The following is a 24,124-nucleotide window of genomic DNA, read 5'->3' on the forward strand; positions in this document are numbered from 1 at the left end:
TAACCTTTTATTTTCTTTCATTTACTCTAAAATTTGCTTTAGCGAAATTTGCATTTTCGTCCAAGCAGCCAAGCTCGAAATCCCCTGCGCCGAGGTTAAGCGTAAAAGCCTCGCCGTTAGTGCGCACAAAATATTCTCCCGTTTTAACTTTAAAATTTGCAGGCGTTAGGCTTTGCGTGATAAAATCTCGTGCCGTGAAATTTTGCTGCGAGGAATTTTGATCTGTGAAATTTTTCGCTGTAAAATTTTGAGCCTCCGAATTCTGCTCTGTAGAATTTTGCAAGATAGAATTTTGCGACGCCAAATTCTGTGTGGCTGGATTTTCAGCTATAAAATTCCATTCTACAGAATTTTGCTTCGTAAGATTTTGTGATTTTACATTCTGCGACGTTGAATTTTGTAGCATAGAATTTTGTGCTGCAGAATTCTGTTCTGCAAAATTTTGCTTTAAATTATCTTGCTGCGCCGCACTAGAATGCTCGGAATCCAAATCCGTGGAATTCTCCCCCGTAAACGCAGCGGAATTTAGCGCTATAAACTCTCGCGAACCGCCGCTTAGCCTGATATATACCCGCTCGCCGAAAACCGCTGTGCACTGTATCTTTAACCGTAGCGTGCCGTCCGCGCCGGTCTCGTAGGTTTTGGCGTTGATGTCGTTTAGCACGGGCTTTACGGCGGCAAATTTAGCCGCGCACCTTCCTACGCGTACCTTTTGCGGATCGAGTAGTCCGTGTTTTAGCAGATAAAAAAGCTCGCTCGTGCCGTAAATTTCGCACTCTTCGTTGGGCTCAACTCCATCTATAGTAAGATCCTCGGCGCTTTGAGCGCACTCCTTTTCGCGGTACGCGTCGGTGCATACCCGCCGAAAGCTCACGCCCGCGGGACGCGCAAACTCCGCCTCGCCCAGCATGCCCGATTTATCGAGGAAGGCGAACATATTAAACGCTACTTTTGCGGCACTTACGCCGCCGCTAAGATCCCTGGTCTTGGAGCCGTCGAAATTCCCCAGCCAGACGCCGAGAGTAAATTTCGGCGTCAGAGCGACGGTGTAGAGATCGCGCGCATCGGCGCTCGTACCTGTTTTAAACATCAGAGGCGGCGCGTTTAGGGTGTTTTGCCACACCGAGCCGAGGTAGGAGCGCGGCGCGTTTCTTAACATCTGCGTTACGATGTAGGCGCTCTGCGGGGTTAAAATTTTAGCATCATCGCCGATCTTTACACTCGCTATTTCGAGCTTTCGTAGCTTTCCACCATTTGCAAACGCGCTGTAAAGGCGAGCAATATCCATTAGACTCATCGAAATACTGCCAAGCGCGATACCTGCGCCGTAATAATCCTTGCTAAACTCCGCCAGATGCACGTTTGATAGCATCTCATACAGCCCGTCGTCACCAAGCATCAAATTTAGCTTCACCGCAGGGATATTTAGGCTCAGACTTAGCGCGTCAGTCGCACTCACTGCGCCCATGAAGCCCTGGTTGTAGTTGCGCGGCACGTAGCCCGCGAAAATTATCGGCGCGTCGATCAGCTTTTTTGAAGGGGTGATGAGCCCGTGCTGCAGGGCCTTGGCGTAGATGAAAGGCTTTAGCGTCGAGCCTACGTTTTTTTGCGAGCGCACGCCGTCGTTTTGCCCCTCATTGGCACTAAAATCGTGGCTGCCGACGTAGGCGATCACGCTCATGCTTTCGTTATCGATCAGCACGGCTGCGCCGTTTCGCACCCCCTTGCTGCGAAGCTCAAGAATTTCGTCTTTTAAGAAATTTTCAAGCGCAATCTGGGTTTTCAGATCCAAATTTGAATAAATTTTCCCCTCACTTAGGCGCGCAAGCTCCTGCGCTCGCGCAGTTTGCTCTTTAGACTGCGCGCCCCCTTTAGAGTTTGCGGAATTTTCCTGCGTCTTGGCGTTAGGATCGGAATTTATCTGCGCCTGGGCGGCTAAAACGAAATTTTGCGGCACCTTGGCGTTGGGATCGGAATTTGCCTGCAATTCGGCGCTTGCAGCAGAAGCCGTCTGCATTTTGGCGTCTGAAGTAGAATCTGTCCGAGCATTAGCGTTCGACGAAGCGAAATCCGCCTGCATACTAACATCCGAAGCAGAATTTATCTGCGCACCAAAATTTACGTGCGGGCGCTTGCCAGAGCTTGCATCTACCTGGAAATTTTGTGGCAAACGCTCAGCACCTCGTTGCTCGTTTAAATTTAGACTTTGTAGCGAATGCGCGGCATTAATTAAATCTCGCCGCTCATCTAAATTTGCGCTCTTTTGTTCATTTGGTTTTACGCTTTTCGGTTCGTTCGGTTTTACGCTTGCCTGTGATTTTGCGCCTTCGCGCTCGTTTAAATTTAGGCTCGTTCGTTCGCCCAAATTTAAACTCTTTGGCGCGTCTGTTTTAAAATCCGCCTCTTTGGAATTCATTTCTTTCGAATCCGCTCCCGCCTGCGCGTTTGCGGCATTTGATAAATTTGGCTCACCCCTTGTCGCAGCCGTAAAGCCTGATTCGGCACTCGCCGCGTCCGAAAAATTTGACTCTGCCCCCGCCGCCGCTCGGCGTGTAGACGAGTTTGCTTGCCCTGTCGTCGCGCCGGGCGTGCCTCCCTGCTTTAAATTTTGAGTGAAATTTACGTCATCTTTGGCGGTAAAATTCTGCATTTTATAATTGTTAAACGCTAACAGTGCGTAATGCGGCGCGTAATTGGGCGCTGCGTAGCGTCTGGGCGAAAACGGCTCCGCAAGAGCGCGCTCATACTCGCTTTGCGAGATCACGCCGCCCTCTCGCAGCTGCGAAATTAGGCGGTTTTTAAGCGCGTTGATGTTTGATCTGCGGTCTAGGCGGTTTTTGTTCGGGTTTTTTGGGATCACGCTAAGAAGCGCGATTTGAGCGTTGCTAAGCTCGCGCAGATCCTTTTTGAAATAAAAATACGCCGCGGTTTTGACCCCCTCGATATTGCCGCCGTATGGGGCGAGGTTAAAATACATTCCTAAAATTTCATCCTTGCTGAAGTGCCACTCCAGCTGAAAGGCGTTGAAAATTTCGATGATTTTGTTCTTGTAGCTGCGCTGTTTGGGGCGCATCATACGCGCAACCTGCATCGTAATCGTCGAGGCTCCGACGCGCTCGACGTTGCCCTCGCTTTTTTTAGTAAAATTTTGCGTAAAATTATACGTAGCCGCGCGCAGGATCGAGGCTGGATTGACGCCGAAATGGTAGTAAAAATAGCGATCTTCAAAGTAGATCACGCTTTGTTTCAGCCGCGGCGGTATCTCGTCCGCGCTCGCGTAGAAGCGCCAAATTTGATCGTCGCTGATCTGCATATTTAAAATTTCGCCGTTTCGATCATATAAAATTCTACTCTTCTGCTTATTTAGCATATCCAAATTTAGCGGATAAAGCGCGTCTAGGATCAAAAACAGAGCGAATGCAAATGCGCAAAATAGCGCGATTTTTAACGTAAATTTTAGAAATTTCATCGCGCAATTATATCAAAGAATTTTAATGATTTTAGGCTATAATGGCGCCTTTTTGCAAAGGAATAATCTTGGACGCTCTAGCTAAGCTAAATACCGAACAATACGCCGCAGCGACCGCTCCTGCTGGGCACAATCTGATAATCGCAAGCGCAGGCACGGGCAAAACCAGCACCATCGTCGCGCGCATCGCTCATCTGCTAAATCTCGGCACGAGCCCTAGAAAAATTTTGCTTCTTACATTTACGAACAAGGCCGCGAGCGAGATGATAGCGAGGCTGCAGCGGCATTTTGATAAAAAGATCACCTCCGCAATCGTCGCGGGCACCTTCCACGCCGTATCCTACGCCCTACTTCGCGAGCTCGGTAAAGGCGTGATCCTAAAGCAGCCCGCCGAGCTAAAAACCCTGCTAAAAAGCCTCGTAGAAAGGCGCAAATTTTATCACGTAAGCGACGCGCGCCCCTACGGCGGGGCGTATCTATACGACGTGTACTCGCTGTATCAAAACAAGGAGATGAGCGCGGATTTTGGGACTTGGTTTAGCAAAAACTACGAGGATCAGGCGGAATTTGCCGAAATTTACGCAGATATTTTGCGCGAGTTTGAAGAGGAAAAGGCGAAATTCAACTACGCAGATTTCAACGACGTTTTGCTAAAAATGCGCCATGAGCTGCGAAAGGGCGCTCCGCTGCGGTTTGATGAAATTTTAGTGGACGAGTATCAGGACACGAACTCGCTGCAAGGAAGTCTCATCGATGCCTTTGCGACGAAAAGCCTTTTTTGCGTCGGCGATTTCGATCAGAGTATCTATGCTTTCAACGGCGCAAACATCGACATCATCGGCAGCTTCGGCAAGCGCTTTGCGGACGCTAAAATTTACGCGCTGAACATCAACTACCGCTCAAGCTCGGCGATTTTGGCGCTTGCAAACCGCGTCATCGCGAATAATCCGCGCCTTTACGAAAAGAAGCTGATCGTGGGCCGTGAGGGCAAATTTAGCGCGCCTAGGCTGCATGTTTACGACGATACGGCGGCGCAATACGCCCACGTAGCCGCACAGATCGCGCAAAGCGGCACTCCACGCGAAAAGATCGCCGTCATCTTTCGCAACAACTCCAGCGCCGACGGCGTCGAGGTTGCGCTTAAGGAGCTCGGTATCGGCGCGAAGCGAAAAGGCGGCGTGAGCTTTTTTGAAAGCCGCGAAATCAAGGCCTTTACGGACATCTTCGCGATGATAATAAACCCCAAAGATATGATGGCCTTTATGAGTACGTGCGAATACGCAAGAGGCGTCGGTAGCGCGCTAAGCAAGGAGCTTTTCGACGCACTGATCGCGCTTGGGCACGGAAGTATTCACGCAGGGCTTTTACGCCCCGACGAGAGCGTTAAAATTTTTGAAAAAAAGAGGAAAAACTATCAGCTCGGGCTTTTTGACGATGTCGATATTATCGGCTCGGTATCGCGCTTTGAAGCTTTGGAATTTGACGAGTTTTTTCGCTCGCACCCGGTTCTAAAACACAATAAAATTACCGAGGGCGGCGCCGTATTTTTGCACGAAATTTATAAAATTTTCAAAAAAAGCGGCTCCGCTGCAAGGTCCGCTACGCTCATCTCGCAGATCAAAAACTCGCGCCTTTTCGCGCTCGTGGCGGATTTCATCGCGACGAAACGCGCGACGCTGAAAAACGGCAAGATAGACGAGGATCGCAAAAAGGACGAGACCGCTCGCATCTACGATAAATGCGGAATTTTAGAGCAGATCGCGGGCAAATACGCGGATCCGCAGAGCTTTTATAACTTCATAACCCTGGGCGCAAAGGAGATGAGCGAGGGCGAGGGGGTAAATCTGCTCAGCGTGCACGCAAGCAAAGGGCTTGAGTTTTGCAGCGTCTATCTTATCGATCTGGCGCAAAACCGCTTCCCAAACCTCAAGCTAATGGCGATGGGCGGCAGTCTGGAGGAGGAGCGGCGGCTCTTTTACGTGGCGGTCACCAGAGCGCGCGACGAGCTGGTGCTAAGCTACGCGAAATTTGATAAGATCAGAAAGATTAATTATGAGCCGAGCTGCTTTTTAAGGGAAGCGGGGCTGGTGAAGTAAGGCAAAATTTTGCTCGCTAAATTTTGAAATTTCATTTGAGCACGTTTGACGGATCGTTTGGGTAAGAATTTTACTCCTCGCGTACGTATGACGCTCCGCCCTGCTTCTTTATCGGATTGCTTGGTAAGAATTTTGCCGCGCGATTTTTGCAAATTTTTCGATTTGTAAATTTTTACGGCGCGAATATTGCGCGATATTTTGCAGCTCGCTAAATTTCACAGACAGTAGCGAGGTCTGAAGCCGTGATGAAAGACGCGGCTGCTCGGAGTTTTTTTTGCGAGCTGTACGCGAGCTATGTGGCAGTGCAATCAAAGGCGGTTTAAAATGGTAATATTTGCGCGGCGCGGGCAGCCGTAAATATCACACCGCAACTTGCGGGATTAAATTTTAAAATTTTGCTACCGCTCTGCCGTAGAGTTTTGACGCGGTAAATTCTCCGTGAAATCTCGCACGGCTAGAATTTTGCAGCAGAATTCGACGGCAATAAAATTCCGCCGCCCTATTTCATCTTTCTCTTACTTTGAAATTTACGTGTTTTATACATCGCGGAGCTAAAATTTTATTTGATAAATTCCAAAAATACCGCAAATTCCACGACGAGTTAAAACTTTAAAGCGCATCAAATTTACGGCGCTATAAATTTTAAATTTCACTACGTATTGAGCGCGCCGTAAAAAATACGCACCTACCAAATTTATTGCCGCGACGGAATTCCGCGCCGCCGCGGCCCGCATATTTGATAAATAGATTTCGCAGCGCAAATTGCATGCTGGCAAATTTAATTTATCGCCGCACAAATATACTATCCCGCGCAAATTTAACGCGGCACAAAGCAGCCCTTCGCCGCGTAAACTCACAGCGTATTAAACACCCTATCTCCCGCGTCTCCGAGACCCGGCACGATATATTTTTGCTCGTTTAGTCTCTCGTCGATCGCCGCGGTAAAAACCTCGACCTGCGGGTAGATCTCGCTAAATCTATGAAGCCCCTCGGGCGCTGCGATGATGGAGATAAATTTGATCTTTTTGACGCCGTTTTTCAGCAGGAATTTCACCGCATCGATCGCCGTGCCGCCGGTCGCAAACATCGGATCGATGATGATTGCGGTGCGCTCTGCGGCGTCTGTGGGCAGTTTGGCGTAAAAAAACTCCGCCTGCGCGGTCTTTTCGTCGCGCTGAAAGCCCAAAAACCCCACGCTAGCGTCCGGTATGAGCTTGAAAACGCTATCTAGCATCCCCAGCGCGGCGCGCAAAATCGGGCAGATCATGATCTTCGTGGCGAGCTTATACGCGCTGGTTTGCGCCACGGGCGTATGCACGCTCACCTTGCGCAGCGCCAGATCGCGCGTGGCTTCGAACATCATCAGGTAGCTGATCTCATCGACGAGCATACGGAACTGAAACGGATCGGTCCCCCGATCGCGCAGGATCGTGAGCTTATGCTCGATCAGCGGGTGCTTGATCAGCCTTACGTTAGGCAGCTCGCACGCGGTTTGGTACGTACATTTTTGGCTTTGGCTCATTTTCTCTCCTTAAATTTACTGAATTTTGCGCCCTTTTAGGCATTTTGATCGTATGTTTTAGCGCGAGCGCTCGCGTCATGTCGCTAAAATTTCGCCGATAACGGCAACACGATTTTAAATTTAAAGCGTCTTTGACTACGACGCGTGCATCTCGACGCTCAAGTTTAGCTCGGCGGCTCACTTTTAATTTAGCGCTTTTAAAAACGCAGCCCTTTAAATTTTGCTCGCTTGCGTCGCCTCTGATTTGGTCGCTATTTAAACACGGCGCGCTTTCTATCGGCACCGAGCGCTACTTTTCGGCGAGTGCTTGCGGCGTAAATTTTACTTCCGAAATTATCGTCTGAGGCGGCTTTAAATTTACTTAATGCTCTCGCTTGTGAGCCAAATTTTAAAATTCCCAGCTATCCTTGCGCGCCGATAAAATTTTAATTTCATGCATGCGGGCGCTGTGCAAGCAGGCTAAAATAAACCGAACGTATCTTTTAAATTTAACTCGACCCAAGCGGTTAAATTTGCCGTACCGAAGCGATCAAATTTAACCGCAAAGCCCCTACTCCTTCACCACGCGCAGGAACGAATACACGTCCTGCACCCCTGGCGCGTGCGTTGCGTACCAGATCGCGTGCTTTTCGTGCTCGATGTCCGTTACTACGCCGCTAAATACCACGTCGCAGCCCACGATCGCCACGCGCACCGCAGTGCCCGAAACGTCGGTGTCGGAAAAGAGATTTTTCTTTAAATTTGTAAAAATTTCAAACGAATTGCACGGATATTCGGGCTTTTTGACGCGCAGATAGGTATGCACACGCCGCACGCCTTCGGTTTGTCTAGCTAAAGCAAGCAGCGGCTCGCGCATCGCTTCGCTATCCAGCAGCCCGATGAGATAGACCTCGCCGTAGAAGCACTCGACCTCCAGATCCCAGCTGCTAAGGCCTTTGGTAAATAGAATTTTGCTTTGGATTTTAGTCTGGATGAGTTTGTCGCTGGCGACCTCGCTCACGCTGCGGCGGTCGCGCGCTACGGAATAGATGTCGTATACGCTAAGCGCGTTGCCCGCGGGCGCCAGCGGAGCCGCGCACGAGCTAAATAGCGCCGCGCAAGAGAGCAAAAACACCCCTAAAATCGCTAGAAACAAAACCCTCAAACCCTCTCCAATCTCGTTTAATTTCTAATTTATCTCAAGCCGGCTGCCCGCGCCGCTTTTTTAAATTTAGCCCCGCAGGCGCCGTTTTGCCGCAGCTTAAAATTTTGCGCCGTGAAATTTCACAGCTTAAAATTCCGAGCCGACGCGTCGCAAAATTTTACAATGCAAATTTTAAAATTTACGTTGTAATTCGCACAGCTTGCGGAATTCTGCGTTTTCGTTGTTGCGAAATTTCACGCGCAGTATTCGTCGCCGTAAAATTCTACGTGGCTAAATTTCGTTGCAAATTTGCCGCTGCGAATTCTACGAGTAAAATTTTTCGCAGCGGAATTCGCTGCTGCAAAATTTTATATTGCAAAACTCGCGCCCAAAATTCCGGCCGGTCGCGGCTAATTCGTCGTAAGTCCTCCGTCTATCGCAAATATCGCGCCGCTGACCCATTTCGCCCCGTCCGATGCCAAAAATACCGCCGCATCGCCGATGTCCTGCGCGCTGCCGATTTTGCCGAGCGGATAGATATTTTGCACCATTTGCTCAAACGCCTCGCGCCCCTGCGGACTAAGCGCGCTTAAATTTCGCTCAAACTGCGGCGTAAGCACGCTTCCGGGCGCTATGGCATTAACGCGCACGCCGAGTTTGCCGACCTCAAAGGCAAGCGATTTGGTGAAAGAATTTAGCGCGCCTTTGGTGATCGAATACGCCGTCGTGGTGCGCCCTACGAGCATTCGGTTCGCAAAATACGACGAGATATTGATCACGCAGCCTTTGCTAGCCGCAAGCGCACCCAAAAGCCCCTGAGTAAGGAGATAGGGCGCTTTAACGTTTAGGTTTAGATGGGCGTCCAGCAGCGCTTCGTCGGTCGCCTCAAACGGTACGAATTTTCCCAGTCCGGCGTTATTTACTAGGATATCTATCTTAGGAGATTGCGCTAAAATGCGCTCGCAAAGACCTTTTATCGTTTTGCTTTGCGCCAAATCCGCCTCTATCGCGTAAGCTTTCACGCCGTAACCGCCCAAGGCCTCCTGTGCGATTTTTAATTTCTCCTCGCTTCTGCCGAGCAGGATCAAATTTGCGCCCTCTTCGGCGAAACACTTTGCGATACCAAGCCCTATTCCGTCGCTTCCGCCCGTAATTACGGCTGTTTTGCCCTCTAATCGTTTCATACTTTTCCTTTCAATACGTAAATTTAGGTTCTAAAAATTTGAGCGAGATTTATGGATCTCGCAGACTTCGAAATTTTGCAGGCTTTAAAATTTCGCTCGCTTTAAAATTTTACGGCGAAGCGAAATTTCGTTGATAAAATTTTACTAATTTTAAAATTCCATCGATAAAATTTCACGGCAAAATTCTATCGTAAAGCTCGCGGCTGAATTTCATCGGGAATTTCATCCGCGAAATTCCGCCCAGCCGTACGCTACTCGGCTTACAGCACCTGTTTTACGCTGCTAGCCGTGATTTCAAGTAGCCTCGTAGCAAACGGAAATTTCGCCTTCGTTTCTTCAAACTCCGCACCACTATCAATAAAGCGCGCCGTGCCCTTTACTACAAAGCCGCGCCCTGCGCCGAACCTGCCTGCTAGCTCCTTTGTAGCGACGCTAATCTCGACGTTTGGATTTGCCTCCACGTTGCTTTGCGTCTTTTTCATACCCGCAGCGGGGATGAGGATGCGATCACCCTTAATGACGAGATATCTGTTCCACGTATTGCTGATATGAGCCTCGCCCTGCGCGCAGGTAGCGATACCCACGGCGCATTCATAATTCAAAATCTCCAAAAATTCCTTGCTAAACATTTTCTCTCCTTAAATTTACATTTTAAAGCTCGCGATTTTGGCTGACAAGCCCCGCGCGCAACTGAAATTTTAACTACCTCCGCCACTTTCTGCTGCGGCTAAATTTTATATTTCAAAAGCGCCTCCTTGTCGGCTTTGCTTACGCGAAAGCTATCGCGGATCTTGGAAATCGCCTTGTTTTGGATAAATTTAACCGCCCGTTTGCTCGCCAAAAACGCAAGCGTGATCTCGCGCTGCTTGATAAACATCTCCGCTATCGCCCACGCCGCACCCATCTGCACGTAGTACCGCTCGTCGCTTTCGGCGGCGCAAATTTCAAAAAACTCCTCGGGCGAGATCGCGTCCATATTTCGCATAAAATAAACGTAGAAAAATCGCCTCTCAAACTCGTCCGTACCGCCCTTAGCCTGCTTTAGCAGCGCGTCCGCAAAAGCGGCATCCCTGAATTTCGGAGCAAACATATCACAAACCGCCCAATTAGGCATCGTTTTGATAAAATTGCTCGCGAGCGCAAATTTCGCTTCATCCTGCTTCAAAAGCATTATAAAAAAGCCTTTTAGCACGAACTCCTCGTGAAAAAAGGGCTCGTAATTTTGCAGCTCGTCCGTGCCGCCCAAAGCGGCGAAGCTTTTGCGGGCAAGCGCACGCAGTGCGGGAGTGCGCACGCCCAAAATCTGCGGCGCGGGTATTAGGCGCTGCGAAAATTTAGCAAATTTCTCCTCGCTTAGCGCTCGCAGCTGCCCTAGCATATTTTCTCGTAAATCCATAGCTTTCCTTTAAATTTTGATTTCAAATTTTAACCCCCCAGGCCCAAGCCGATTTCGGCGCGCCGAAATTTTGCCGCATAGAACTTTTATTTAAACAGATCGCGTCCTGCCCACAAACTAATCGCCCGATAGATCGCGCTACTTTAAATCGTCCGCAGCACTCGCTCAAAACCTTTTATTTGAAAAATACGCCCTGCCAAATCGCGCCGTATGCCGCCGGGCGAAGCAAGCCGTATCGCCAAAGCCGCTTAAATGAAGCTCGGCGCGTCATTTGAAAACAAAATCAGATCGCCGCTGTGCGTATTTTCGCTCAAAACCCGCTGCAAATCGCGCTTGTCTCTCAAAACGATAGTTTTTGCCGGATCGATCCTACTTTGCAGAACCTCGGAATTTAGCTCGCCCGTAATGATCGCGAGATCAAAAATTTCATCGATCTTAGCGCCTAACGTCTCGTTGTCCTCGCGCGTGCTCTCGACGATGCCCGGCGTGATGATGACCTTGCGCCCGCCGTAGCTTCGCATCAGCTCGTAGCTTTGCAGCATGCCGCTTAGATTGCCGTTGAAGCTATCGTCGATGATGATCTTGCCGCCCGCATCGAGCCGCGCGAGGCGGTGCTCGACGGCGCTGACGTGCGCGACGCGGCTTTTGATCTTATCAGCGCTAAGCCCTAAAAATCGCGCGATCTTTATGCACGCGGCGAGATTTGCAGCGTTAAATTTACCCAAAATCGGCGCGAAAAACTCCTCGCGCTTGCATAGTTCTCTCCGCCCGTTTAAAATTTTACGCTCACTCAAAGCTTCTTGCGAGCCCTGCTCTTTGTCGCTGCAAATTTTATCGTCGCTAGCGGCGCGGACGGCTTGTTCGTAAAATTCTTGCTCGCTCCGTTCGGCGCGGGACATGGAATTTGCATCGTTAAAATCGGCGCCGTAATTTTTAGAATTTTTGTCTTTTTCCGCGCATGCCGCACTGCTTGCGTCTAAGCTTAAATCGCCCTGCCCTTCGCCTTCTGCGGCGGATGTTTCTGCGCGCGGCACAGAATTTTCGCCGCTCGCACCGCTTTCATCATCGCTCAAGTTAAGGCTAAATTTTATTCCGTCCAGATCTGCACCATGAATTTCCAGCCCCTCGTCATAGATTGTGACGCGCTCGCTCGGGCTTTTTTGCGTGCAGCTGTGTAAAAACGCATGCTTTAGCCGCGCGCTTGTGAGCGCTTCGAGCTTGGTTTTGCGGATGTTTTCGATGCTTTTGAAATACTCGATGTGTTGTGCACCGATCTCGCCCACGACGACGATCTGCGGTACCAAAAACTCAGTGATCTCGGCGATGTCGCCGCTTAGCCTGGCGCCTGCTTCAGCGATGTAGATCTGCGTATCTGCGGGCAGCGCCTCGTTTACGTCGCGCACGAGCCCTGCTAGCGTGTTTACCGAGCGCGGCGTCTTGTAGCAGCGAAAGTCGCTTTTTAAAATTTGATACAAGAAGTTTTTAATGCTCGTCTTGCCGTAGCTCGCAGTGATCTGAATGATCGTAAGGGAGGGCATCTGGGCTAGTTTTTTGCGTGCGGCGGCCTTAAATTTCGCGGCCTGCGCCCGCTCGTAAGCAAAGCTCGCCACAAGAGCGGCGCCAAGCGGTAAGAAGATCGGCAAAATCGGAGCTTCTGCGGCATAAAACACGGCGCTGAAGCCAAACGCACAGAGTGCCAAAATCGCAAAAAATCGCTTCACGCGCGGCGTAAAGACGAGCTTTTTATCTAGCCCTCTTTGCCAAAAATAAAGCGCTAGCGCATAGGCCGCGATGATTAAAATTTTAGCGGCGCATAGGGCATAGAGGAATGCAGTGCCAAATTTAGCTGCGCCGAGACCTACCGCGATCTCGCAGCCAAAATACGCCGCTAACGGCAAAATCAAAAAATAGAGGTGCCACGCGGGTTTGGTGAAGTGAAAGATGATGCGCGCAGGCTTGTATGAAAACCACTGCAGGCAGGTGATCAGATAAAAGCCCAGCAGTAGGACGAATGCCGCGTGCGCGATCAAAAATATTATATTCATCTTTTAAAATTCCTTTTTTATAAATTTGCGCGTCCGCTTCGCATGCCTGTGCGGGCAAAAACGCGGTGAGCTCGGACTAACCGGCATTCGGTGTCATTTGCAAATTTTATGAATTCTTGCTTTGTAAATTCTATTTTTACAAAATTCGCGCTCTCATAAATTCTCGCTCTCGCGTTGGCTGCACGAGCCGCGTGCTCGATAAATTTACGCTGCCGCGCTGCGTCTGCCTTTTCGATACTGCGCCGTATCTATCTTTCGCGACATGAAATTTTCGCACGCTGCGTATTTTGCGACATCACGCCCTATCTCGCGCGATGATTTGCATCATTTACGGCACATAGGCCTTCTGCCGCGGCAAATGCATGACGCGGTTATGCAACTAAATTTAATCGTTCGCTTTGCGGTGCACACGCAGTTTCGCTGTGTCTCGTACGGCTGCCGCAAACACAGAGCGGAAACGACCCACTACGGCGTTAAAATTTTAAAATTTAACGCGACACGCTGTAATTTGGGCTTGCGTTTTGTACTACGCGCCCAAAGAGCGGATTTTGCGCCGCTAAATTTAAACGCATACGCGCGGCTTTTATGTTTAAATTTACGCTTCGGTTTGCGATCTTTGGCGCAAACAAATTGCAAAATTTTAAAACGCGAGGTGAGCCGTATTAAAGCGCCGCATCGAAACGCCTTTTAAAATGCGCCCGCTCTTGCCTTTCGCACGATCTATTTTTGCATCTAAAGCGCGATTTTCGCGGTGCGCCGCTAAAATTTCGCGGCTAAATTTTAAAATTTACATAAAATTACGTTTCGCTTTAAATTTAGCGCGGCGCCGAATCGTTAAATTTAGCTGCCGCCAAGCTCCTTTTCAATCTGCTCGCCGATAAAATCCGCGCTTTGCAAAAAGAAAAAGTGATCCCCCGCCAGCGGATAAAATTTGCTGTTTTTGACGAGCGAGTGGATCAGCTCGCCGCTTTTTAGGCTAGTGGCGCGATCGTCCTTGCCCCAAAAGATGAGCGCATTTTGCGGGCTTAGCACGGAAAAAATATCGCGAAAGTCCTCATTTACGACGTTTTTTAGCGTCTCATACATCGTCTTGCTCATACCTGCGGCATCCTTGCTCGCAAACGCGTGCCAAAGCCCCGCCAGTCCAAATCTTTTTAAAATTTTAAAAATCGCGATTTTGGCGCGCACGGCAAAAGGCTTGGGCTCGATGATACCGGCGCTGCTTAGCAGTATGAGATTGCGCGGAGCTAGCAATGCAGCGATCTTGCCGCCGAAGCTGTGCCCCATGATCGCTGCGGGCTGCTTGCCGAAGGCTGCGATAAAGGCGCGCATAATCTCTGCGTAATCCTTGCTGCCAAGGGCGCGCGCGGGCTGCGAGCTGGCGCCAAATCCCGGCAGATCGACGCACACTAACGCGTAACGGCGGAATTTATCCGCAAAAACCCTAGACATAAGCGCCTTGTTTGCGCCCCAGCCGTGCAGCACCAAAATATATTCGGCACGCTGCAGGTTTGAAATTTCGTAGCTAATTTTGTAGCTCTCGCCACCGCAGACGAGCTCCTTACTCGCCACCGCCGCTCCTTTTGGCGTAAACGGCCTTGAGTAGCTCGACTGCTTTTTCGAGCCGCTCAAACTCGCTCATACTGATCATCACAGCTTCGAATTTGTTGTTTTTGACGATCAGGGCTTTTTTAATCTCTTGGCTTTTGATCTTGTTTAAAACGGTACTGAAGTTGCGCACGATCTCGGTAGCGGTGTAAATTTCGTCTTGATTTATCATAACTCGACCTTTTGGGGTAAAATTTTACGCAAAATTTAGCGTAAAATTTTAAACGATTGGCTACTTATTAGCGGTGATTTTGGTGATCAGCTCGTAGCTTACAGGGATCTGCCTCATTGGCGGCAGCGACGAAGCAAGAGCTGCTAAGACCTCGGAGAAATCATCAAATAGGTAGTTTGCGAGACTGCCTGGGTTCGGATTTATCTCGTTTAGATAAATTTCGCCCTCTTTTTCAAAAAAATCGCAGCGAATGAGCGCGCCATCGAATGATCCTGCGTTATAAAGCCGCGTAAAGGCGTCTTTCATCTTGCCCTCTAGCAAAGCGCCAGGACGAGCGGGCTCGATCGCGCCACTACGTGAAAAATCCAAATACTTACGATCGAAATTTAAATAGCCCTCCTTTTTCGGCTCTTCGATGTTTGAAAATACGATTTTGCCGTCTATTTTAGCGCCTGCAAGATTGAATTCCTTTACGTTTTCCCAGTACGGCTCTACGATCGCGCTGTCGTCCAGCTCAAAAGCCTGATCCAGCGCGTAACTAAACTCGCTTTCGTTCTTGGCTATCGAAATTCCGATGCTAGAGCCCAAATGAGCGGGCTTAACGATGATCGGAAAATTAAAATTAGGCAGGCTGGTACGATTTACGATCTCATACGGCAAGGTTTTTACATTTGCGATTACAGCCAGGTGCTTGGTTAAAATTTTATTATAACTTAGCACGCTAGCTTCGATGCGAGGTCCAATATAAGGGATGCCAAAAAACTCAAATAGCGCCGCCATTTTGCCATCCTCGCCGTCGCAGCCATGGATTAGATTGATATATGTGCCGACTTCTAGCATGCTTTTGCTAAACATTCCGCTTTCAAAAAATCCGCCCGCGCCGATGCTAAGCTCTTTTGCTTTAGCATAGCCGCCCTGCTTAAAATACGCCGCGCGCATATTTTTATCCTCGATGCGGTAAAATTTACGATTTTTATCGCAAAATACAAACTCCAAGTCCCAGCCTTTTAGGGCGTTTTTAACGGCAATTGCCGAGATGATACTTACTTCGTGCTCGTAGCTTTGAGCTCCAAAAACTATGCCAAATTTCATTGCTTTCCTTCAAATTTTATTTTCTACGCTAATTTTTTTAACGCCTCTTTGACAAGATCTGACGTATTCGTGCTGCTGCAGCCCGCTAAGATTTGATTGATCTTATCGCGCTTAAATCCAAGGCTTTGTAGCGCGGATGCCGCTTCATTTTTATAAGTCTCGCTAGGACCGAATTCCATTAGCTTCGCATCGCCCAGTTCGGCAATGATCCGTCTAGCGGTCTTTGGGCCGATACCCGGAACTGAAGTTAGCGTCGCAGCATCCCCCGTAGCTACGCAACGCGCGAAATCCTGCGGAGCGAGCGTCGAACAAACCGCCATCGCCGTGCTTGCACCTACACCGCTAAGCTTAATTAGGGTTTCAAACATCCTTTTTTCACTCTCGTCTAAAAACCCGTACAGCGAATCGGCATCCTCGCGCAGAATTTGCACGCACACAAGCTCGGTCAGCTTGCCCTGCGTGAGCTTTGCGGAGGTATTTAATGACAATGAAAGAGCGTAGCTTACGCCGCTAGCGCATTTAATGACGCAAGCAGTGGGCTCCTTGCGCGTGATAATTCCTTCGATCGCCGCTATCATCTAAGAGCCTTTAAAATTTCGTTTATGCTCTCATTAAGCGCTAAATTTAGGGCATTATAAATGCTTTGCGAGCTAGGATCAGGCACGAAAACACGCTTAGTGACGATACCCGATTTTATGCTTTCTAAAGAATTTAAAATTTCATATCCCATCGTGACGGTTGCTTGATCGTTATTGATCTGAAGCGCTACGATACTGGTTTTTAGGCGCAAATCCCGCTCTTTTGGCACGAAGATCGGATTTAGCGAGCAGGTGGAAAATGCCGCATCTAGCAGCGCTTTATATACCATCTCGCTAGGCATCGTGATAAATTTGGCGTCGCTTGCGAACCGCGTTCGGTTTCTAAAATCCACTATTAAAATATCCCGCCTATCGACGAGATCGGTTGCCGTGATAGTGTCGATAAAGATATTTTTGCGCACGCCGCTAGGATTTACGCAGCGCTTTTGATCATAACGCAGCTCGTAGTAAGTGTATGGCTTAGCCTGCTTGGCTAAGCAGCCGCCTAAAAATATCGCCGCCAGCGTCGCAGCAAGCGTAAACTTTATAAAATTTTTCATCTTTATTCCTTTTTATCGTCGCGATCCGCGCCTTTAGAAGTGTCTTTGAAAAAGAAATCGTAAGGATTGTCCTCTAGCCTAAACATCGCGCCTTGGAATTCTCTAAGCGATTTTTTTAGCTCACCAAGAGTGTTTTTTGCCTCCTCAAGTGTAGGATCCAAGATCGCTTTTAGATTGTACTCGCCGCGATCGATACGCTTAGTGATGATGCCTGCGGTTTTATCCAGTGAATTCGATAGATTGGCAGCACTCACGGCAAAGGCGTTTAGATTATCTAGCAGCGCGTCTAGCTCCTTCTCGCGCTCGTTTAAATTCGCTATAAGAGTATTTACGTTAGCAAGCAGCGCGTCTAAGCTTTGGAATTTTTTCTCATCACTTAGCTCAGCGCTAAATTTATCCATCGAAGATAGAATTCTATCCACTTTATCGGTATTTTGTTTAGACAACAGCCCGTTAATCTTAAAGATCATCTCACTCACGCTATCGGTGATAACTTCGGCTTTGGAGCCGATTTTATCAAGAAGCGTTTTATCCAGCGCAATTATCGGCTTTTTATCATTCGGCGGAAAAAGCTTGCCACTTCCTTTTGTGATATTTATAAACGCGATTCCGCTGATGCCTTGAGATTCTACCTTAGCGACGCTATCTTGCGAGATCGGCAGTTTGCTTTTTACTGAAATTTCAATCTCGATGATCGCATTTTCGATATCGGCAAAGTCGATGCTTTTGATGATGCCCGCATTTACGCCGATAAATTTAACTTCGGAATTCTCCTTAATGCCTACGGGAAGCTCTTTTGTGTGGATATAGTAGGAGCGGTAGCTCTCGCTGCGATCAGTCTTTGTAAGCATCCACCACATAAATGCCGTAAGAGCCGCGACGCAGATCATAACAAATGCGCCTACTATCGTGTATGAAGTTCTATTTTCCAATCTTTTCTCCTAATTTCAGAGTGTAAAATTTAAGCCCTGAGATATGCCTTAAAATAGCCATTTGGGCTTAAATTTTAAAACTTAGCACTTTCTCAAATAGTCGCAAAATTTGCAGAATCATCTGAGTTTAAATTTTAAAGCTTAGCGTGCATTTTGAAATTTCAAAATATCGTCGCGCCGTATTTTAGCGTAAAATTTTGCCGCCCCGGTTTAATTTAACGCCGCTTGCTTGTTAAAATTTTAAAATTTATGCACTATCCAATAAATGCACCTAAATGCGCCCTTAAATACGACCCGCCTAAATTTTAAAATTTTGATTGAGCCGCTAAGGTCTAAATTTTAAAATTTAAGCCCTGCGGAGCCCGGAATTCCTCGCTAGGTTTAAAATTTAAAATTTTCCCGCCGCTATTTTAAAATTTCAGCTCCTACCTATCTAAATTTTACCCACCGCGATGCGTATTTCGACTAAATAAATTTCAAAGCTCAATCCCTTTGCCTCATCTTAAATAGCTCTTCAAGCGGGTTATTCTTTAGGCTTGAAATTTCCTCGATGCTTCCTTCAAAAGCGATTTTTTGATTATCCACGATCAAAAACCGATCCAAAATGTCAAAGATACTATCCACATCGTGCGTCACCATCACGACCGTGACGCCGAGGCTGTCTCTAAGCTCGCAAACAAGCCTATCAAGGGCTCTGGCGCTGAGCGGATCAAGCCCCGAGTTTGGCTCGTCCAAAAATAAAATTTCAGGGCTAAGTGCTAGCGCGCGAGCCAGCGCCACGCGCTTTTTCATACCGCCGCTAAGCTCGTTTGGGCTAAGCGCAGCAGCCTCCTTCTTAAGCCCCACCTTTTGGATCCAAAACATCGATAGCTCATCTATCTCGCGCTCGCTAAATTTAGAGTATTCGCGCAATAACACGCCTACGTTTTCGAGCACGCTCATCGAGCTGTAAAGCGCGCCGAATTGAAACATCACGCCGCATTTTAGGCGGATCTCGTTTTGCTCCGCCTCGCTCGCGCGCCAAATATCGCGTCCGAAAATTTTAATTTCGCCGCTTTGCGGACGCTTTAAAAATATGAGCGTTTTCATTAACGTCGTTTTACCGCTGCCGCTGCCGCCTAAAAAGCCGTAAATTTCGCCCTTTTTGACGCTAAAGCTCACGCTATCGTGCATAACACGCGATCCGTACGCGGTAGTAACATCGCGCGCGACTATGATTTTAGCGCTTTCGATGGATTGCACTTGCTCACTCATAGCCCGATTTCCGAAAACAGAACCGCGAATACCGCGTCGATCGCGATGACCCAAAATATCGCATTTACGACGCTGATCGTAGTGTATTCGCCGATGCTTTGGGTATTTCCTTTGACCTCAAAACCCCGCATGCAGCCGATGATAGCAATGAATGCCCCGAAAAATGGCGCTTTAATTATACCTACTAAAAAATGCCTAAGCTCTACAGAAGCCTTAAATCTATCCAAATAATCGCTAAAGGCTATATCTAAATACGCGTCGCACACTATCATCTGAGCAAAAATACTTACCGAATCTGCGATAAAAATGACTAGCGGCATGATTAGTACCATCGCGATAATGCGCGGCATCGCAAGAAAATAAAACGGATCAAAGCCCATCGTCCTCATCGCATCGATCTCTTCGGTGATCTTCATCACGCCGATCTGTGCTGTAAAGCTCGAAGCCGAGCGACCCGCGATAACGATAGCAGCGATTAGAGGCGCTACTTCACGGAGCGTCAAAGCGCCCATTATATCGATGATATAGATGCTAGCGCCAAATTTAGAAAGCATATCCGAGCCTATGTAAGCAAGCACGATACCTATCAAAAATGCCGTCAATGAGACGATGAAAAGCGCGTCTATGCCGCTATCTTTGATGAAATTTACGGTTTCTTTGAAGCGGAATTTCATCGGATGAATTATAAAAGCCGCGAGTTTAGAAAAAAACTCGCCCAAAAAGCTTGCAAGGCTTAGCAAGCCTAAAATTCCAAGATGGCAATAAAGTCCGATCTGTGCTAAAAAATTTAGCCTGCGAGATTCGGGCACGTAGCTAAAATCGATCGTTTTATCATCCATAAAGCTTAGAATTTTGGCAGCTTTGCAGCTATCCTCCACAAGGCTAACCCGCTTGCCGGCAAGGGCGTTTTTGATCATCAGCGCCATGAAATAGTCTAAATTTGAAATTTCGCTTAAGCTTAGCTCCAGCTCGTTTAGATTTTTTACCGCTTTTTTTAGTGCAATTAGCTGGGAGCGCGAGCTTTTGTAGTTCCACTGCCCGCGTAGCGATAAGGTGTTTTTCCCGCCCGAGCTTTCGAGCGAAAAGGCTAAATTCCGCAAAAATTTCTCTCCAAAATCAAAAAATAGGGGAAATTATAATATAATCAACCTTGGCATTTTATAAAATTTAATGGAGATTTATGCTCAGAGGCTTTTTCACAAATAGCGTAGGCACGCTGGTTTCGCGGGTTTTGGGTTTCGTGCGCGACCTGCTTACCGCATCGGTTTTGGGCGCGGGAATTTACAGCGATCTGTTTTTCGTAGCGTTTAAACTACCCAATCTTTTCCGCAGACTATTCGGCGAGGGAGCCTTTACGCAGGCGTTTTTGCCAAGCTTTACCGCCGCGCGCAAAAAAGGAATTTTTGCCGCAGCGGTGCTTATTAAATTTAGCATTTTTATCGCGCTTTTAACGGCGCTCGTGCTGCTCGCCGCACCCGTTTTTACTAAAGTTTTGGCATACGGATTTAGCGCCGAGCAGATCGAGCTTGCCGTGCCGTACGTGCGGATAAATTTTTTCTACCTTACATTTATCTTCGTCGTTACGCTCTTTGCCTCGCTGCTTCAGTATCGCGATCACTTCGCTACGACGGCGTTTTCGACCGCACTTTTAAATTTAGCGATGATCGCGGCGCTTCTGCTAGCTCACGGCAAAGACGGCGCTACGGCGGTGCTCTATCTTAGCTTCGGCGTCGTGGCGGGCGGACTTTTGCAGCTAGCGGTGCACGTTTATGCGTTGAAATTTACCGGCATGCTGCGCGTCTTAGCGGGCGGCTTTGCGCGACTTGCACGGGGCGATAAACCGCAGACGCAGGGCTTTTATAAAAATTTTTTCGCAGGCGTGCTCGGTGCGTCGGCGCTTCAGCTAAGCTCGTTTATAGATACCTTTTTTGCGAGCTTCCTTACTAGCGGCAGTATCAGCTATCTCTACTACGCAAACCGCATATTTCAGCTGCCGCTCGCGCTTTTTGCGATCGCGCTTAGCACGGCGATCTTTCCGCGTATGAGCAAATTCGTAAAAGCTCGCGACGACGCGCAAGCTCTGGCGCTTGTCGAGCGCGGATTTTACTTCCTTTTGGCGCTACTCGGGCTCTCTGCGATAGGCGGCGTGATGCTGCGAAACGAGATCACGCAGCTGCTGTTTGAGCGCGGAGAATTTACACGTCAAAATTCCATCGAATGCGCCGCGGTTCTTGGCGCATATATGGTGGGGCTCGTGCCGTTTGGGCTATCTAGGATTTTTTCGCACTGGCTGTATGCGAATATGAAGCAGAAGCTAAGCGCGAAAATTTCGATCTGGTGCGTCTTTATAAACGTCGCTTTGTGCGCGCTGTTTTTTAAACCGTTCGGAGCGGTGGGGCTTGCGTTTGCAAGCACGATAACGGGAGCGTTTCTGTTCGGCTTTAATCTCTATTTTTTTGGATTTAATAACTTTTTGGCTATAATCCGCGCAAAAAAAATTATTGCGATCGCGGTGCTTTGTGTGGGCGAAGCGGCGATTTTATACATTTTAAAAGGCTTGTATTATGGTAATTTATGATAGTTTGAGCAAAAAGAAGCTCCCGTTTGAGCCCATTAGCGAGGGGCTGGCGCGCATTTACGCCTGCGGCCCGACCGTCTATGATGACGCGCATTTAGGCCACGCAAAAAGCGCCGTGAGCTTCGATCTGCTGCGCCGCGTATTGCAAGCGGAGGGCTATGAGGTAAAATTTGCGCGAAATTTTACCGACATCGACGATAAAATTTTAAAAAAGATGGCGGAAACCGGCAAGAGTCTGGGAGAGATCACGGAGCTTTACACCCGCAGATATTTGCAGGATATGAGCGCGCTAAACGTCGCAGACGCGAACATTTCGCCCAAGGCGACCGAAAATATCGCTGCGATCTGCGAGCTCATATCCTCGCTTCTTCAAAAAGGCTTTGCCTACGAGATCGAGGGAGACGGCATCTACTTCGACACGCGCAAGGACGGGGATTATCTAAGCCTTAGCGGCAAAAAAGAGGGCGCCGGCAAAAACATCGCCCGCGTCGCCTCAAACGATGCTAAGCACGACGAGAAGGACTTCGTGCTGTGGAAATTTGACGAGAATTGGTTCGATAGCCCGTTTGGCAAAGGGCGCCCCGGCTGGCACAGCGAGTGCGTCGCGATGATTTTGGCGCACCTTGATAGCGGAGACGCGAAATTTTGCATCGACATTCACGCAGGCGGCGCCGATCTACTCTTCCCTCATCACGAAAATGAAGCCGCGCAGTGCCGCTGCGCCAATCATAGAGCGCTAAGCAAATACTGGCTTCACAACGGCTTCGTGCAGGTAAACAACGAAAAGATGAGCAAGAGCCTCGGCAACTCGTTTTTTGTAGGAGACGCTCTAAAAATCGCCCCAGGCGAGGCGCTGAGATTTTATCTTTTAAGCTCGCATTACAGGGCAAATTTTAATTATTCGATAGCCGATCTGCTTGCGAGCAAAAAGAGGCTGGATAAAATTTACCGCCTTAAAAAGCGCGTCCGTGACGTTTTAACTCCCGCTGCGGGGCAAAATTCCGCGACATGCGTATCTGAACATACCGCGCAAATTTCATCCGCAAGCTCTGCGCGGGCTTGCGGAGCTGCGGGGCAAAATTTAGCTTCGAACGGATCTCAAAGTTTAAGCCCAAACACGGCGCCGAATTCCAAGCCTAAAAATTCTGCGTCTGAACTGCCTGCTGCGGAGGCTAAATTTAGATCGGAGATGATGGAGTTTTTAAGCGATGATCTCAATACTTCAGGCGCGCTTGCGGTGCTCGATAGCTTCGTAGCAAGCGCGAATGAAGCGCTAGATTGTGCGCCAAAAGACAAGGCGCTAAAGGCTCAGATCGCCGCAAATTTAGAATTTGCAAAGCAGACGCTCGGAATTTTATATGAGGATGAGACCGAATACTTTCGCTTCGGCGTGAGCGAGCAGCAAAGGGCGCAGATCGAGGAGCTGATAAAACAGCGCGCGCAGGCGAAGGCGGAAAAGGACTTTGCGAGCGCGGACGCCATCAGAGCGCGCCTTACGGATATGAAGATCGAAGTGATGGATACGCCTAGCGGCACGGCTTGGGAGGTCGCAGCGGAGTAGAACGCAAAATTTATCGCAAAATTTTACGTTAAATTTTATGATTTTTGCCATGCAGGGTGTAAATCCGAACGCTAATATACGTAAATTTCAGTGCGATTTTTATCTGAAGCATTGCAATACGGCGGCGCGGTTTTGTTCAGTGATACGGCGCAGGAGCAATGCGATGTGCAACACGACGCAGCGACAGAGGCGCAAGGCGGACGCAATTTTAAATTCGTCGGCGCAGCTGATACGGCGGCGCGATATAGCGCGGTACAGCGGTAGCACTGCGGCAGCCTGTGCGTAAATTTTAACGCGACTAGGTGCAGTGGAACATGCTGTGGTGACGTGCAAATTTTGGCGCGATTTTTATAGCGATATTGTACGCGGGTGCACGCAGCGATGAAAGTCGCGATTTCATTTGTCGATACGGCTGATGTAGCGGCAAAGCCACAAGACAGGCTGCGATTTTCATTCGGCGGTGCGGCGGCGCAAAAGCGCAATGCGGCGCGGCGATGTGAAGTCGCGATACACACGATGTATAAAGAACGGCACTTTGTAGCGCTTTATAGTACTCAAAGCATTTACCGCTTAAATGGCGTACAAAAAGTGCCGAGAAATCGTAATAAATAAAAACTAGCTCGCTTTTAAGGCGCTTTACGCTTTAAAAATGGCAATGTAAAAACCCGCTCTGCGATGCACAAAAGTCATTTTAAAGCGCTTAACGCTTTAAAAGCGGCAAACAAAAAAGCTAAATCTCGGCATCGTTCGTGCGGCAGCGTATGTGGGCGGATAGATTTAGCGAGCTTGCGAAGCGCGAATTAGTCCCGCGCCGCCCCATAAATTTTGTGCTGCCTCGCGGTCGAAATTCTAAAATTTAAGGAATTTTAAAATTTCAGAATTTTTGAGATTTTAAATTTTAAAATTTCAAGAATTTTTAAATTTAAAAAATTTGGGGATTTAAATTTTAAAAAT

The 24,124-nt window shown here is 48.5% G+C and carries 17 protein-coding genes and 1 pseudogene; 3 read left to right on the top strand and 15 right to left on the bottom strand.

The features are described from left to right. Positions 1 to 7: 7 nt before the first annotated feature. Positions 8 to 3,469 carry a transglycosylase domain-containing protein gene (locus Q0600_RS01960; protein ID WP_298756311.1) on the bottom strand — a complete coding sequence of 1,154 codons (3,462 nt, stop codon included), beginning with the start codon at positions 3,467 to 3,469 and terminating at the stop codon, positions 8 to 10. Positions 3,470 to 3,510: 41 nt separating this feature from the next. Here Q0600_RS01960 and Q0600_RS01965 point away from each other — a divergent pair, with 41 nt between their 5' ends. Continuing rightward, positions 3,511 to 5,565, top strand: a complete 2,055-nt coding sequence (locus Q0600_RS01965; protein ID WP_298756314.1) for an ATP-dependent helicase — start codon at positions 3,511 to 3,513, stop codon at positions 5,563 to 5,565. Positions 5,566 to 6,418: 853 nt separating this feature from the next. Here the strand turns inward: Q0600_RS01965 and upp are convergent. The 14 genes from upp to Q0600_RS02035 all read right to left on the bottom strand — a co-directional run bounded on the left by upp (position 6,419) and on the right by Q0600_RS02035 (position 20,131). Beyond that, on the bottom strand, positions 6,419 to 7,045 hold the full coding sequence (upp, locus tag Q0600_RS01970; RefSeq protein WP_298041704.1) for a uracil phosphoribosyltransferase: 627 nt from the start codon (positions 7,043 to 7,045) through the stop codon (positions 6,419 to 6,421). A 592-nt stretch (positions 7,046 to 7,637) separates the two neighbouring features. After that, positions 7,638 to 8,231 (bottom strand): BON domain-containing protein, encoded by a 594-nt coding sequence (locus Q0600_RS01975; RefSeq protein WP_177389054.1) that lies wholly within the window; start codon positions 8,229 to 8,231, stop codon positions 7,638 to 7,640. Positions 8,232 to 8,620: 389 nt separating this feature from the next. After that, complete coding sequence (locus Q0600_RS01980) at positions 8,621 to 9,394, bottom strand: SDR family oxidoreductase (protein WP_298756317.1); 774 nt, start codon at positions 9,392 to 9,394, stop codon at positions 8,621 to 8,623. Positions 9,395 to 9,654: 260 nt separating this feature from the next. Beyond that, the gene (locus tag Q0600_RS01985; protein ID WP_297880010.1) at positions 9,655 to 10,023 is read right to left on the bottom strand and encodes a pyridoxamine 5'-phosphate oxidase family protein; all 369 of its coding nucleotides are present in this window, start codon (positions 10,021 to 10,023) and stop codon (positions 9,655 to 9,657) included. Between the two features lie 98 nt (positions 10,024 to 10,121). Further along, on the bottom strand, positions 10,122 to 10,790 hold the full coding sequence (locus Q0600_RS01990; RefSeq protein ID WP_298756320.1) for a DNA alkylation repair protein: 669 nt from the start codon (positions 10,788 to 10,790) through the stop codon (positions 10,122 to 10,124). 248 nt (positions 10,791 to 11,038) lie between these two features. Continuing rightward, positions 11,039 to 12,835: a Mur ligase family protein gene (locus Q0600_RS01995; RefSeq protein ID WP_298756323.1), complete on the bottom strand. Its 1,797-nt coding sequence runs from the start codon at positions 12,833 to 12,835 to the stop codon at positions 11,039 to 11,041. 840 nt (positions 12,836 to 13,675) lie between these two features. Continuing rightward, positions 13,676 to 14,407 carry an alpha/beta hydrolase gene (locus Q0600_RS02000; protein WP_298756325.1) on the bottom strand — a complete coding sequence of 244 codons (732 nt, stop codon included), beginning with the start codon at positions 14,405 to 14,407 and terminating at the stop codon, positions 13,676 to 13,678. Then, positions 14,397 to 14,615 carry a prevent-host-death protein gene (locus tag Q0600_RS02005; protein ID WP_295152313.1) on the bottom strand — a complete coding sequence of 73 codons (219 nt, stop codon included), beginning with the start codon at positions 14,613 to 14,615 and terminating at the stop codon, positions 14,397 to 14,399. The genes Q0600_RS02000 and Q0600_RS02005 overlap by 11 nt, the downstream gene beginning before the upstream one ends. A gap of 60 nt (positions 14,616 to 14,675) precedes the next feature. Further along, on the bottom strand, positions 14,676 to 15,707 hold the full coding sequence (locus tag Q0600_RS02010) for a D-alanine--D-alanine ligase (RefSeq protein WP_177389040.1): 1,032 nt from the start codon (positions 15,705 to 15,707) through the stop codon (positions 14,676 to 14,678). A gap of 23 nt (positions 15,708 to 15,730) precedes the next feature. Then, a complete protein-coding gene (ruvA, locus tag Q0600_RS02015) occupies positions 15,731 to 16,285 on the bottom strand; it encodes a Holliday junction branch migration protein RuvA (RefSeq protein WP_298756329.1) in 555 nt (184 codons plus the stop codon). Next, positions 16,282 to 16,845 (bottom strand): hypothetical protein, encoded by a 564-nt coding sequence (locus Q0600_RS02020; protein WP_297998030.1) that lies wholly within the window; start codon positions 16,843 to 16,845, stop codon positions 16,282 to 16,284. Before Q0600_RS02020 ends, ruvA begins: the two co-directional genes overlap by 4 nt. 2 nt (positions 16,846 to 16,847) lie before the next feature. Beyond that, positions 16,848 to 17,777: an MlaD family protein gene (locus Q0600_RS02025; protein WP_291937273.1), complete on the bottom strand. Its 930-nt coding sequence runs from the start codon at positions 17,775 to 17,777 to the stop codon at positions 16,848 to 16,850. Between the two features lie 483 nt (positions 17,778 to 18,260). Then, positions 18,261 to 19,031, bottom strand: a complete 771-nt coding sequence (locus tag Q0600_RS02030; protein ID WP_298041694.1) for an ATP-binding cassette domain-containing protein — start codon at positions 19,029 to 19,031, stop codon at positions 18,261 to 18,263. After that, on the bottom strand, positions 19,028 to 20,131 hold the full coding sequence (locus Q0600_RS02035) for an ABC transporter permease (RefSeq protein ID WP_298756334.1): 1,104 nt from the start codon (positions 20,129 to 20,131) through the stop codon (positions 19,028 to 19,030). Before Q0600_RS02035 ends, Q0600_RS02030 begins: the two co-directional genes overlap by 4 nt. Before the next feature lie 80 nt (positions 20,132 to 20,211). Between Q0600_RS02035 and murJ the strand changes: the two genes are divergently transcribed. After that, positions 20,212 to 21,609, top strand: coding sequence for a murein biosynthesis integral membrane protein MurJ (murJ, locus tag Q0600_RS02040; protein ID WP_298756336.1), 1,398 nt, complete (start codon positions 20,212 to 20,214; stop codon positions 21,607 to 21,609). Further along, positions 21,596 to 23,047, top strand: a pseudogene (gene cysS / locus Q0600_RS02045) (cysteine--tRNA ligase); the annotation flags it as partial. The gene murJ and the pseudogene cysS, both read left to right, overlap by 14 nt. Between the last annotated feature and the right edge of the window lie 1,077 nt (positions 23,048 to 24,124).

This window comes from uncultured Campylobacter sp., assembly GCF_938041645.1.
Classification (GTDB): Bacteria; Campylobacterota; Campylobacteria; order Campylobacterales; family Campylobacteraceae; genus Campylobacter_B.